This is a genomic window from Halioxenophilus aromaticivorans (assembly GCF_042850945.1).
GTDB lineage: Bacteria > Pseudomonadota > Gammaproteobacteria > Pseudomonadales > Cellvibrionaceae > Halioxenophilus > Halioxenophilus aromaticivorans.
Map to the genome: position 1 here is coordinate 358,566 of NZ_AP031496.1, position 13,316 is coordinate 371,881.

Below are 13,316 nucleotides of genomic sequence, written 5' to 3' on the forward strand. Positions count from 1 at the left end.
TTCAGTCTTCATGTTAAACAACCAGCGTTGCAAAAGCCGTTTTAATGTCAGGTGTCATTATACTGCTTGATTTAGTGCCTTAAAAACTGATCACAGGTGATCTTATATGCTTAATTTCAGGCCCAGCATTGTTGTGTTGGCTATTGCGTTTGGTGTAATGGCCATTACAACCTCAATCCAAGCTGGCGATACAAAAGCCAGCGCTAATTACAAAAAGAATAAAATCCTACAGCCAGGGCGCACAATCGTAGACTGCGTTCCAAGCACTTACTTTAATGGCATTAATGACCAGCTAGTGCTGAAAAACGAATTATTGGCGCAGGCGGCGGAATTCACAGTTGAAGCCATTATTTACCCCCTAAACGCGTTTAAAACCAGCCCACAGCCCAGATTTGTGCATCTGGAATCTCCAACCGACCCCAGTCACCGCTTAACCATGGAGCTCAGAATCACCGATAATCGTACTTGGTATTTCGATACCTTTATTAGCTCACCAAAAGGTGAGTTGGTGTTAATCGATTCCAGCAAAACCCACCCGGTGGACCAATGGCATCACATCGCTATTAGTTACAAAAAAAGGCGTTTAACCAGCTATATTGATTACTCTGTTGAGTTACAAGGAGACACTGCATTTAAACCCTTTACCGAGCCACAATGGGTATCCGTCGGAGCTCGTCTAAACCAAGTGTATTGGTTTAACGGCTATATCCATAGGATAGAGGTTACTCCTAAAGCACTATCTTCCCGCGACTTTAAGCTGTCTATACCGCACTGTTAATATCGTGCACTCCGCACGTTACCCAGGTGAACTTCACCTAAGCCATTACTGCCATTTATATGCACATCACTAGCATCTTCAATTACCAGCCAATCGGCCTGCGCTTTCGGTTGCGTATTGACCCGCTGCACGCTCACTGAGTGTGTTTTGGCAAGGTATACACCGGCGCGGGTATCTTTGTGATCATTACTGATTTCAACGTCACTCAGGTTAATACCTTTACCATGCAGAATGTAAGCGCCGTAGGCCGGTAGTACGCCAAACATGCTCGGCTCAGGGTAACCTGCAGCAGCTAGGTATTCGCCCTTACTGTGCAGATACTTTTGTTTATCAAAGAAAAAGGGGTTAACCAAATGATCCGGTTGATCTTCAACGTCCGACCAAGTCAAACCGCTATTCGGTTCAATACGAATATCCTTCAAAGTAACATTTTCCACCGGCGATCCCGGTAACCCGGCGATGATTACCGGGTAGGTACTGTTAACATTACTGGCTATCACATTACTGACTTTGACGCCGCTGATTCGCCCGGGCGCAATGCCCGTGGGGCCGCGTAACCGAGCCCCCAGGCGAATAAATATGGGGGAACTGCTTACGTCTCGCATAGTGAGATTGCTGGCTACCACATTGGTGATTGAACCACCGTCTACGGTTTCTATAGCCAACCCTCTTGAGCGATCAAACACAATATTATTCAGTGTAATATTGTGAAAGCCACCATTGGACTCCGTACCCAGTTTGATGCGCCCCGTAGGGCCGTCGCCATCCGGCGCGCGGGTTGTGGTAGTTTGATAGGTTCCATCTAGAACCGTACCCACATCGTAGCCACTAACAATACTGTTGCTTATGGTGACGTTTTCAGTAGGGATTGCTGCGCCTAACACAAAGGAGCTTTTGAGAACGATTGCGTCGTCATTGGGAGAATTAACCACAACATTGTTGATTCGCACATTTTTGCAAACATCGATATCGATACCATCACGATTGCTGTCAATGATTACACTATCAATTAGCAGGTTGTTGATTCCTGTTGCCAGCACGGCGAAATGGCCGCCGCGCAGTATATTAATATCCCGCAACGCGATATTTTTTCCGCCCTTAATAGCAAGTGTTTTATTGCCCGGCTGCCGGCTGGGCTTCGGCCCTAAGGGTGGGTAAAGCCCTTTCCACAAACCACTGCCGTCAATTAGGCCACCACCGGTCAATGTAAAATGGGAGATGTCCTCGCCCCAGATTAAACTGTTGCGAAAGTGACTGTGACCAAAATCTTGGTACTTGTGGGTATCCCCCCAAATATTGGGCTCGGGCGCATGGTATCCCTGTGAATGTTCGTTTGGATTGGCCGCCAACAAGGTTGCGCCAGGTAAGATTTTAAGAGTGATATGGCTAAACACCTGCAGGCTGAAACTTAGGTATACGCCACTGGGAATCCAGACCTCTCCGCCACCAGCCTCATTAGCAGCGTCGAGGGCGGCTTGTATTGCTGCGGTATCCAACCTTTTTCCATCGCCAATTGCACCAAAATCCATGACGTTATAAACAGCATTATTACGGCTAACATTGAGCACTTTTTTACTCTGGTGGTTGGGTTGTGCAAGCAGAGGGGCTGAAGTGCACAGAAGCAGTAAAAGGCAGGAAACTCTGCTTGCGAACAATCTCATTTAGATCACAATCTCACTCGGGCTTATAGTTTGATAATAAATAAGAGAGAACCACCAATGCGGTGCATCGGTGGTGATAGCTTTTTAAACTGAATTACATTGAATAAGTGAAGCCTGCGGTAAGCTCACGGCCGGAGTATCGGTTCTCACTTAAACGACCGGGACCATTCAGGTAGACATTGCCTTCCTCGGTGAGGTTACGAGCATCAACATAGAACTTAAAATTCTCCAACGCACCTTGAGGCCTAAAAACAACTTTCGCATCTAGGAACCCAGCATCGTCCACATACACTGGGTTACCGCCACGGTCTGCGGGGATGTGCAAATAGGCATCGCGGTAGTTATAGGCCAGTTTTACACTGAGCATATCCGTTTCGTAAAACAAGGTGATGTTGTAGCTGTCTTCAGACTGAGAGGGCAACGGTAATTCTTCATTGGTTAGCTGATTAAACAGCCCGGTGTCTTCGCCCTCGAGGTGGGTGAAGTTGGCACTAACGCCGGTATTTTGCAAAATGCCAGGTAAACTACTGAAAAAAGTCGAAGCTGTAAGCTCGTATCCTTCCGTAGTTGCTCCGGAACCATTCACCACCTGAGTGACATCATACAAAGTGCCGTCGTTAAAATAGTTAACACCGAATTGCTCGTCTCGCTCCAACACCCAGGTATCCAGCTCTTTCTTGAATAACGCCGCAGACAAGAAAGTGTCTTCGGTTGCGTACCAGTTTATGGCTAGATCCAGCTGTTTGGCTCGATAGGGATCCAATCTAGGGTTACCAGCACTACAGGTATTGGTGTATCCCAGGTTGAGGGACTCCGTATCCAACCGAATAAGACAGGTGGCAGCGATATTTAAGTCTTTACCTTTTGGGTGAGCCATCACTTTGGCAGCGCCGGCGTACAAGATCAGTTGGTCCGGAATGATTCCGAGGTTCACGTTTAAACTGGGTAAAAAGTCGCTGTAGTCGTTGGAGAGAGTACGTTCATCGTTATAGGCCATTGGGTGATTCGGGTCTAAAACGTTACCCAAGGACGGGTCTGATGGATCAACATCCACTTGAACCTCAACCAATGCATTACCAGAAGTATCGGCTTCAGTACGAACATAGCGCGCACCTACGTTACCCCATACAGGCAAACCCGCGACCTCCGTGGCAAAATCCAACTGTAAATACAGTGCCTGGATATTTCGTTCAACATCGTAATAAGATACTTCAGGGATGGCGAGTTCATCAGCGGAAATATTACCCGCATGGGTGGCCAAGAAATCGTTATAGAAACCAGCGGCATTAAACCCTAACCAGCCATCAATAACCGGTACGCCGGCATCGTAGCTGCCCAAGAAGTTATCTAGCATATAAGAATTACGGCTGATTAGCGCAGCGTTTTCTTCCAGCGTCCAGGTATCACCGCCGTAATCGTTACCAATAATACGTGTTATGCGTCGGTCCGAACGGGAGTAACCGATATCTTCTTTACTGATCCTAAATCCAGTTCGCAGTTTTGTGATAAAACCGTCGTCGAAGTTGTAGGTAAGGTCCAACTTAGCCGTGGTTAGCTCATCTTTGGTTTCTATGGGTTTGTCGTAAATACGCGAGTAAAACCAATAGGACTCTGGCTCGTTCATAGTGAACGTTTGTGATGGGTCTGCACTGTTTAGTCCGGTATCTAAATCGTAAACCGGTGAACCATCGCCAGAGAACTCCGCCAATACGTTGCCCACGCCATTGGCATTAACCCGCGACTCACGTTGATAAATCTTTTGATCCTGTGTGGAATGACCAATTGAACCTTGTATATTGAGGTTACCGGCATCAAAATCGAATCCCGCATCGAATATACCCGATTCTAGCTTCCAATCGTTATGCACCGCACGGTTAACAATGGTGGCTTCTTCGGTAACGAACGACGAGGCATTGTGGTTAGCGCCCACGGTAAAGCTGTTAGGGTCCAAATTGCTTTCGCTGGCTACCTCTAGTTGCATGTTGCTGTCTACCTGTACAAAATCCCGAGTATTGTAGGTGTAACCAACGTGAGCGGATAACGAATCCGATAACTCAAATTGCAACATGCCGTTAGCGCTTAAACGATCTTCGTCTCGCTCCCATATACTGGTGCGAGGAATACGCGCTCGGAAGTCGTACCACTGTGCTTCACAGGTTGAGTCTGGGCAATTGGCTACGTCGGTTATGTTAGCGTAATCTGGGTCTTCAAAGGTTTTATCTGGCGAATTATCGTAATCCGCTTGCCGAACCCACTCTGTGTTACGCAAGGCATGGTAAGTGCTCTGCCGATCAGCCATGGTAACGTTTAATAAGCCACCCACTTTTTCAGTAAATTTATAAACACCGGTTAAGTTGTACTTTTGGCTGTTCGCCTCCATCAGATCGTTGTACTGGTTCTCAGCACTGAGTTGAAAATAGTGCTCGTCAAAGTCGTTCGGTTTGCGCGTGACCACCTGAATGGTACCGCCGATGCCGCCCTCGGTAAGCCTGGCTTCTGAACCTTTGATCACATCCAACGCTTTAACCAATTCCGACGCCATGCTGGCAAAATCCACCGAGCGCCCGGCGCTGGCAAATGGGTCTGATGCTCCGATGGCGGCTTGCCCATTGACCTCTACGTTCACTAACTGCGGTTCTACACCGCGAATACTAACGCTGGTTCCCTCGCCAAATTCACGGCCTATCTGCACACCGGTGACCCTTTGCAAGGCCTCACTGACGTTTTTATCAGGAAATTGGCCGATGTCTTCAGCCACAATGGAGTCTGTAGCCGTGCCGGCAGCTTTTTTGCGATCGATAGCACTTCGCATACTGGCGCGTATTCCAACCACCTCAACTTCTTCAATGGCGGCAATGGGCATAGACTCGCTTTCCGCTTCGTCGGCGGACTGTGCCAAAACCGCATGGGCACCCAATGCTAGGCTACCGGCTAGCGCACAGCGAATGCCGTAAGCAAGCCCGGATTGTTTTAGCATTAGCGGTAGAGAAGGGGTATAAGCAATTGATTTAACGATGGTTTTATTCATACAGGATGAACCTCTCAGCAACCGGTTATTAGTTTTTATAGTGCTGCCGTGCGGTTGTATTTGAATGCTTGCCTGAGCAGATTTGCACGCAAATGACGTTTTTCGCCGCCGGTTGATCAAAATATCCCACAGCTCAATCATTGCGGCAAAGTCTAAATGAATGGGAGTTCATATATGAACCAAAAAGCGTTTTTTCGTCGTTTAACGCTGGTGTTTAAGATAGCGTAGCTACCATAAATGAACTGTTTAAATTCTCTTTTCAAATAAAAGGATAAAAACGTGATTGATTTTTTTAAAGCCGACCAACATCCGTACGAAGACATAGGCGGAGGTCTATCTCGTAAGTTGGTCGGTCACACCAACGAATTAATGGTGGTGTACGTTCAATTTGCAAAAGATGCCATCGGCGAAGTACACCACCATGAAGATCACGACCAAATTGCCTACGTTTTAAAAGGCAGTTTCAAAGTACAATTGGCGGAAACCATGGAATACTTAAAAACAGGGGATGCTTTTGTTGCGCCAAAAAGGGTGAGCCATGGTGTTGTTTCACTGGAGGAGGGCAGTGTTTTACTGGATATATTCTCACCAAGACGCATGGATTTTCTGATTAATCCGCAAGCATCCCAGAAGCATGCGAAGCGTTAATATTTACGGGCTAAAATTTAGATAGTGCGCACTACGCGCACATCATTCATATCATTTACTACAAGCCAAGCCATGCGCTAAAATCTTTTCCCAAGTCGTGAAAGCCCCTCCAAGTAGCGCCGTGGACGGTAGATCTCAGAGTTAAAATACTAATAGAATTTTTTCAATAGAAATCTCATAACTTTACGCTACTCTATCGAAGCTCAAGAATGGCTAATCACCTAAAATACGTCTTAATTTAGTGATGAACACTTCGGCCAGTGGCGATGTTTTTTGTGCTTTGAGCTTTGCAATATAAATTTTTGTTAATGGCAATGGCATGTCGCGAATAGTTATTTGGCACATGCTACCATCATTGAGTTCGGGCAAAACAAATGATTCAGTGAAGATAGCAATCATGTCGCTGTTAATGACGGCTTCTTTTACAATATGGTAATTATCACAAATAAGCTGGTTGGAAAGGCTAATATCGTTGAGTACCGCAGGTGCAACCGAGCTAGCCCAAGGAAACCCCTCCAGATCTCTTTGAAATATTTTTTTGCATTCGAGTAACGGATGGCCTCGCCGGCATGCACAAACGGGTTCTAACGCACCTATGGTTTGAACGTCCAGATCGTCACTGGGCTCTATATAACTTTCAGGGTAAGCAATAAGTTCTATTTCGTCGTTAAAAAGGCTTTGAATCAATGCGTCTCCTGGCCGCACAACTGATTGCAAAGACACTGGCTGAGAACCCATAAAAAAATCACCAGCCAGGCGGCCCAGAACTTGGCTTGCTAAAAGTGGCGCAATACCAACTGATAAAGCGCCGGCAAGCCCTGCACCAAATAACCTAAAGTTTTTGTCTAATGCTTTTAAATGCTGAACTGCGGGGCCGGACAGGTTAATAATTTGCTTACCCGCAGAGGTCAACTGAACGCCCCGGCCCATTCTGTTGAACATCTGAAAGCCGTAATAATCTTCAATCGCCGCAATACTCCGGCTCAGCGCAGGCTGACTGATATTGAGTTCTTCTGCAGCTTTAGAAAAACTACCGGTTTTGGCCACGGTGAGCAGCTGTTGTAATCGCCCAATAGATATGTCCATATTGCATACTTATCTCTGTATTTTGCATTGGACAGCATACCATGTCGGCCACATACTCAATCAATTGGGGCCTGTATACATAAGCTATTTCCAAGTGGCTCTTACGTCCCCGTGCGGTCAACTGATTAAAAGGCGCTACATTTAAGTAATCGCATTTAACTATAAAAACGCATCTATAAAAAAGAGGGTAGGCGTGTTTAAGCAAATTTGTTTTTTTCGAAAGAACCCCAACATGAGCGCTGAGGCGTTTCTTGATTACTATGAAAACCAGCATTCTCAGTTGTCAAAGCGGCAGGGCAGAGCGCCTTCAATCCCCAATGCCGTTCGTTACGTAAGACGCTACCTAGTGCCAGAAAAGAATCCCGTCACCAACGAAATTCATGATCCCGGTTACGATTGCATCATGGAAATTTGGTGGAAGAGCCGAGAAGACTTTGAAGCGTCTCAAAGGGTGATCAGCTCTCCAGATCGCATAGATTTTGTTAAAGAAGATGAAGCCGTTCTGTTCGCAAGCCATGCCAACCCAGTGTGCAGTGTGATTGAATACGACTCACCCATGGGACCAAACGGGGAAAGCACACACGTTAAAGTAGTCCATCTGTGATATTCGAACCAAGGCAAATAACACTGGGTGCTATTTATAATAAGAGGAATAAGTAATGAGTGACGAATCCGCCGCCGCAATCTCCGCCACTCGTAGAGACTGGGTTACAGAACACCGAGAAATGTATCTTAAATCCGGCGGTAGCCAAGGTCATATAGTCGACATCACCGCCGTGGGTGGCCGGCAGTTTGCTACACACTGCCTCATCAAGTACCAAGGCCGAAAAAGCGGTAAAACGTTTATCACCCCGCTTTGTTATGCTGATATTGGCGGTGAAGTTGTAATCTGCGCCTCAAAAGGCGGTGCAGATCATCACCCCGCTTGGTACCTAAATTTAATCGAGTTGCCGCAGATAGAGTTTCAAATTGCCACTCAGGCGTTCCGCGGCATCTGGCGAGAACCCGAGACTAAAGAACGAGAACGAATTTGGAATTTCTTCACTGACTGCCATCCGTTTTACAGCGACTACCAGGAATCCACCGATCGAACTCTACCGCTGGTGATGTTTACCGCCCATGAAGAAATACCGGTGTTTACGCTGTCCGATGCCACAGGCGTACGTAACATTTAACGGATCTCACCGAAACTCATATTTTCAGGCATCACTTTTACTAGCGTAGGGCTCATTCTATGTCGAAGACATTAGACACCTCCGATATCGACCAGTATTTGGGGCACGAAATAGACCCCTCACCAATACGTGAAGCAATTAGCAATAATGACATACGCCGATGGGTTCATGCGATGCATTACGCCAATCGCTTACATTACGACCCTCAATACGCCTTGGAGAGTCGATGGGGGAAAATAGTAGCACCCCAAAGCTTTGCTATCACTGTTGATGATGGACATGGCGCCGCGCCAGCTTGTGTTGGTAAAATACCAAATTCGCACCTATTGTTTGGTGGTGACGAATGGTGGTTTTACGACACTCCCATATGCGCGGGGGACTTCATTTACAACAAACGAATACCCTTTGACTATGTTGTAAAAGATACCGGGTTCGCAGGCCCAACTTGTTTTCAGCGTGGCGACAACCATTACTCAAATCAACATGGCCAGCCAATTGCGAAGCAACGATCAACCGCTATTCGTTATTTAGCAGAAGCTGGCGGTGAATCTGTGGATGAAAACAGTTTTGACGAGCCGTCTTGGACAGAGCAGTCGCTAACAGATTTAGAAGCTAAAAAATTCAGTTGGATTAAAATGCTCCATGACCTAGGCCACAAGGAGCGTTGGTGGGACGATGTAAATGTTGGCGATACGCTGCCCCAACGCGTATTTGGCCCTCATTCAATTGCGAGCTTTACAACTGAATGGCGCGCATACCTTGTAAACACCTGGGGTACTTTGGATTTACGGCACAATGACTTGGAAGCGCTTGGTTTCACCAAGGAAATGGCCGGATACGAAAACGACCCTGAAATGCAGCTGATAAACCCAACACTAACCGACGGCGCTTACTACGGGCCGTCCCGTGGGCATTTATTCCCAAACTGGGCTCGCCGCATTGGAATGCCACGCGCCTATGGCTACGGTGCTTCCATGGGCTCGTGGGTAACGGATTATTTATCTGGGTGGGCCGGTGAGTACGGAAGGGTAGTGCATTCCATTGCTAACTATCGAGGTCCAGCTTTATCCGGCAACACCACAGAACAAACTGCAGCGGTGGTTGATAAGTTCGTGGATACTGATGGTCAGCATATTATTCGGGTCAAACACACTATGACTTGCCAACGTGGAATCGTCATGTGTTCGGGTATCGCCGAAATACAGCTACCAAAGAAAAATCTATGTTAGCTACCATATTGAGCCACTGCAGACTCCTTTTACTAAATGGTGCGCGCCACGCAGTTAAATCTCCTCCATAAAATCCAAGGTGCCCTGCTGACGAATAACACGCCGGTGCTGGGCCCACAACTCACGGATACGCTCTTTATTTAGTTGCTGGCGATCCACCAGTACCCGTGTGTTTAACTCGCCCACAGGGGTAGGGCTAGGCACTTTAGCAAAAACGAATTGGTTGCTGATTAAATCCAAGAAGGGGCCCGCTTTACTCGTGGGCATAATAAAAATCAGCTGCAAACCTAGGGTTTCGGTGAGGTAGCCTATTACCTCACGGGAGCGAGTCTCGTCCATGTGCATAAAGGCTTCGTCTACGATTACCATGCGCAGGTGGCTATCACCTTCATTAAAACGAAAGGCGCTGGTGATCGCGGCCGCTCGGATAATATAAGCTGGCGTTTCCAGTTGGCCGCCAGAGCCGGTGCCATACTGGCTTAGGCGTATTGGGGCCTTGTTAGCAGGGTGCTTTAAAATATCGTAGCGACGATAACGCCGGTAATCACTGATGCGCTCCAATTCACGTAACGCCTGCTGTTCGTCGCCATCCAGCAACAAGCTGAGCAGGCGGTCCCTAATCTGAACGGCGTCTTTTGAAAGGGTACTATCGAATAAACTGGCGCCATCGCCCAGATTGGGAATGTCTATGACCTCTCGAAAGAAATCCCAATATTCTTTAAATTCCGGTAGCCATTCCCACTCAAAGGTAAAATATTCCCGGTCAGCACCAAAGCGGTGGTGTTGTAATTCCTGGTTGAGACTTTCTAGTAAACGCTCACCATCGCGTATGGCTTGGTGGATTTCGTTACATAAATCACTTACAAAGGTGGTATTGAAGGAGTCGCGTAGGCTGGCCAATTGCTCTTGCTTGGCTAGCAAAACGTTGTTGTTGAGCCTGTTGTACAAGCTGTCCACCTGCTGCTGCAATTGGCGGACATGGCCAAAAAAACCGGCACTGTGGAGGTCTTCAGCGGAATCCGCCATTAATTGATCGGCAGGCTGGGCTTGCTGATTGTAGTGTTCCAGCACTTTTTGCAATTCAACGCAGGCTTTATTGAGGCATTTGGTCAAAAACTCCTCTTGCGCGCTAAAGTCAATTTCCGAATGAACTTGCAATAGCTGATCGTCCATTGCCTGAATACAAGGCATCACGTCCAAGCCAGGCCAATATTGCGTTGTTGCTAGCAGGTAGGCCTCTGCATTGTCTTTATCTTCCAGTAACTGATCTCTACGATTGGCGAGCTTGTCGATGGACTGGTTGCAGCTACGCAGCTGTTCATCCAGCTTACCGCTTTCAGTATCCAAGGCTCGGCGTTCGCTATCAAGATTATTGAACTGCGCTTGGATTTCATCTCGCTGTTGCTCCAACGCCTGGTGGTCGCTTAGGTCCAAGTTAGCAATTTCATTTTCTATCGCTTCCAGCTGTCGCTGAGTATCCAGCAAGCCGCTAAAACAAGTCGACCAAGCCAAGGGCTTAAAGCGCGCTGCCTGGGCAGATAATTGCTGTACTGATTGATAGGCATCGTTAGCCGTTGTTAATTGCTGTACGGCATCTTGTAGAGATTGCCTTTGGGCTTGCAAATTACGCTCACGAGCGGCCTCGCCAAACACTAATTGGCTGTCGGCAAGGTCACAGCGAAACAACGCGTAGTTGCCAGAGCCCATACCCTCGGCGGTAATACCGCGACGGGTTTTGCGCAGTTGTTCGGCGTCGTCCACTTGCACAACACTGCCATAGGAGGCCTTTAGATAGTGCTCTGCGGTGCGGTGGCTAAAGCGCATGGCGTGAAAAATGGAGTCGGCCGGTAACGATTGCTGCGCGGCATCTTGCTTGGCTTTGTTGCCCTGAATGACGCGGGCACTGTTGCGCTGTTTGACCTTAAGGCGCCGCACGATGCTGATGGCCTCTGCTTCGTAGTCTTCCTCCACTAAAATGCCGAAGCGAGCGCCGCCGATATAACCTTCGATAGCCATTTGCCAATCGCTGTCGAGTATCTCTACGTGGTCGCAAAGCACCCGTGGGTCGGCCTGAGGGCATTCATTGCGAATAGCCTGGACCGCGTCCTCTACGTAGCGTGGGTAATTGACCTGGTTAGCCTCAAGGTTGGTAATGCGCTGCTGAATCAGTCGCTCTTGCTGCTCTAACCCTTTCAGGGTGTTGGCTCGATCATCCACCAATCGATCCAGTTTGCGGTTTAGAGAGTCTGTCGCTTCGCCGGTTAATTGCTGCTCAGCATCGTGTAGCAAGTCGGCGAGGCGGTTGTGCAACTGCTCTTCCTTGTGCACTCGGCTTTGGCCAGCCTCCAAGGGCGACAAATCGATCCAGTCACGCCCAAACACCTGATTTACATCGGGCAGTTCACTGGCGTCCAGCGCTTGCAGCTCTTTACTGGTTTGGCGCCAAGCGTTGCTGGAAAATTCTTTCAGTTCCAGCTCAATACTGTAGCGGCTCAATAGAGATTGAATGTTGCGCAGTGCATCGAGATTGGTATTGCGTTGTTGATCCTGCGCCAACAACGGGCCCACGCCTTCAGTGAGTTGGTTTGATAAAGACTCTTTTTTCTGCTCCATCTCATGTTTGTTACGCAGAGCAGGGATGCCTTGAATTTTCGCCTCTAAAGAAACCAGCTTTTGGTGGCTCTGTTCAACTCTCAGGTCCAATTGCGCTTTTTGCTCTTCAACGGCCCGCAAACCTTGGTTGAGTGTTTTTTGGTTATCTTTCTCGGTCAAATACTGCTTTTGATTCAACTGGTATTGTTGCGACGCAGCGCCATAGCTCAGAGCCGTTCGCTCTAACCATTTATCGAGATAATCATTGGCCTGTAATTTTGCTTGCTCCAGCAGTTGCACGCCTTGGCGCAACTGATTCGCCTCTTGCTCCATGCCATGTACCGTGCGCAATAAATCCCGGATGCGACGAATGGTGTCGCCCATATCGTGGGCTTCCAGCACCTCAGACGCCACAAACTGATCAATGGATTCCACGGGTTTATAGGCCATAAAGCGTGCGAAGGTACGCGCGGCGTTTTTAGCATCTTGCTGAGAAACGGCATCACGCTTACCTCTTAGGGCGCCATAAAGCCGGGCCAAGTAAGCGCCTTTTTTATCGTAGGTTTCTACCGATTGTTTGCCAAATTCTTTGCGCAGTAATTTGGGCAGTTCCGTGATGGGGGTAGTGTGCTTGCCGTCAGGATAATCACGCACAAAGTGAGACAGGCTGAGCATTTCATCGGGCACAATCATCAGTAACAGCTCGTCCTGCCTAGCCTGATTGCTGGAGCCGGCGCGGTCGAGATGGGCGCGCACACCAATCACCGCGGTAAAGGCTTCTGCGGTTTCTCCCTTGGTAGGGTGAAATACGCCCGCTATATAGCCATCGGTATCCCAGGGGCGAGAAAAGGCGCCATCGTCACAGCCAAGCACATAAGATGCAAGGGTTCTAACTTGCTTACCGCCACGACCTTTTTGCGTGGTTTCATCCTGGCCGGGGTTAAAATTAAACAAGTTATCAAACGCAGCTGTCATCAGCGTTTGCAAAGCATCGGCGGCGGTGGTTTTGCCAGACCCATTGCCGCCGGAGAATAAATTCACAGGCCCGTATTCTAGCTCTTGGGCAGGTAGGTTGCCCCAGTTAACTGTGATAGATCGTTTTAAGTACATAATTTAAGT

At 48.1% G+C, this 13,316-nt stretch carries 9 protein-coding genes; 5 read left to right on the forward strand and 4 right to left on the reverse strand.

The window, feature by feature from the left end; genetic code table 11:
* Positions 1-106 precede the first annotated feature (106 nt).
* Positions 107-778, forward strand: a complete 672-nt coding sequence (locus ACGHM3_RS01760) for a LamG-like jellyroll fold domain-containing protein (RefSeq protein ID WP_345426783.1) — start codon at positions 107-109, stop codon at positions 776-778.
* On the opposite strand, the gene ACGHM3_RS01765 is transcribed toward ACGHM3_RS01760, so the two are convergent.
* Positions 775-2,346 (reverse strand): glycosyl hydrolase family 28 protein, encoded by a 1,572-nt coding sequence (locus ACGHM3_RS01765; protein ID WP_345426781.1) that lies wholly within the window; start codon positions 2,344-2,346, stop codon positions 775-777. The genes ACGHM3_RS01760 and ACGHM3_RS01765 overlap by 4 nt on opposite strands.
* Before the next feature lie 187 nt (positions 2,347-2,533).
* Entirely contained in the window at positions 2,534-5,467 is a 2,934-nt protein-coding gene (locus ACGHM3_RS01770) for a TonB-dependent receptor (protein WP_345426779.1), read from the reverse strand.
* A 279-nt stretch (positions 5,468-5,746) separates the two neighbouring features.
* Between ACGHM3_RS01770 and ACGHM3_RS01775 the strand changes: the two genes are divergently transcribed.
* The gene (locus tag ACGHM3_RS01775; RefSeq protein WP_345426777.1) at positions 5,747-6,115 is read left to right on the forward strand and encodes a cupin domain-containing protein; all 369 of its coding nucleotides are present in this window, start codon (positions 5,747-5,749) and stop codon (positions 6,113-6,115) included.
* A gap of 213 nt (positions 6,116-6,328) precedes the next feature.
* Here the strand turns inward: ACGHM3_RS01775 and ACGHM3_RS01780 are convergent, their stop codons facing one another.
* Positions 6,329-7,201 carry a LysR family transcriptional regulator gene (locus tag ACGHM3_RS01780; RefSeq protein ID WP_345426774.1) on the reverse strand — a complete coding sequence of 291 codons (873 nt, stop codon included), beginning with the start codon at positions 7,199-7,201 and terminating at the stop codon, positions 6,329-6,331.
* Between the two features lie 232 nt (positions 7,202-7,433).
* Between ACGHM3_RS01780 and ACGHM3_RS01785 the strand changes: the two genes are divergently transcribed.
* From ACGHM3_RS01785 to ACGHM3_RS01795, 3 genes are read left to right on the forward strand one after another with little or no spacing between them, the layout of a single operon-like run.
* Positions 7,434-7,805 (forward strand): EthD domain-containing protein, encoded by a 372-nt coding sequence (locus tag ACGHM3_RS01785; protein ID WP_345426772.1) that lies wholly within the window; start codon positions 7,434-7,436, stop codon positions 7,803-7,805.
* 55 nt (positions 7,806-7,860) lie between these two features.
* On the forward strand, positions 7,861-8,376 hold the full coding sequence (locus ACGHM3_RS01790; RefSeq protein WP_345426770.1) for a nitroreductase/quinone reductase family protein: 516 nt from the start codon (positions 7,861-7,863) through the stop codon (positions 8,374-8,376).
* A 59-nt stretch (positions 8,377-8,435) separates the two neighbouring features.
* The gene (locus ACGHM3_RS01795) at positions 8,436-9,605 is read left to right on the forward strand and encodes a MaoC family dehydratase N-terminal domain-containing protein (RefSeq protein ID WP_345426767.1); all 1,170 of its coding nucleotides are present in this window, start codon (positions 8,436-8,438) and stop codon (positions 9,603-9,605) included.
* A 54-nt stretch (positions 9,606-9,659) separates the two neighbouring features.
* Here ACGHM3_RS01795 and ACGHM3_RS01800 read toward each other — a convergent pair whose 3' ends face one another.
* On the reverse strand, positions 9,660-13,307 hold the full coding sequence (locus tag ACGHM3_RS01800; RefSeq protein WP_345426765.1) for an SbcC/MukB-like Walker B domain-containing protein: 3,648 nt from the start codon (positions 13,305-13,307) through the stop codon (positions 9,660-9,662).
* Between the last annotated feature and the right edge of the window lie 9 nt (positions 13,308-13,316).

What these genes read in the sequence shown, in the direction of transcription:
- ACGHM3_RS01760 (WP_345426783.1), top strand. Translation starts at nt 107, where the DNA reads ATGCTTAATTTCAGGCCCAGCATTGTTGTGTTGGCTATTGCGTTTGGT.
- ACGHM3_RS01785 (WP_345426772.1), top strand. Translation starts at nt 7,434, where the DNA reads ATGAGCGCTGAGGCGTTTCTTGATTACTATGAAAACCAGCATTCTCAG.
- ACGHM3_RS01780 (WP_345426774.1), bottom strand. Translation starts at nt 7,201, where the DNA reads ATGGACATATCTATTGGGCGATTACAACAGCTGCTCACCGTGGCCAAA.
- ACGHM3_RS01795 (WP_345426767.1), top strand. Translation starts at nt 8,436, where the DNA reads ATGTCGAAGACATTAGACACCTCCGATATCGACCAGTATTTGGGGCAC.
- ACGHM3_RS01770 (WP_345426779.1), bottom strand. Translation starts at nt 5,467, where the DNA reads ATGAATAAAACCATCGTTAAATCAATTGCTTATACCCCTTCTCTACCG.
- ACGHM3_RS01790 (WP_345426770.1), top strand. Translation starts at nt 7,861, where the DNA reads ATGAGTGACGAATCCGCCGCCGCAATCTCCGCCACTCGTAGAGACTGG.
- ACGHM3_RS01800 (WP_345426765.1), bottom strand. Translation starts at nt 13,307, where the DNA reads ATGTACTTAAAACGATCTATCACAGTTAACTGGGGCAACCTACCTGCC.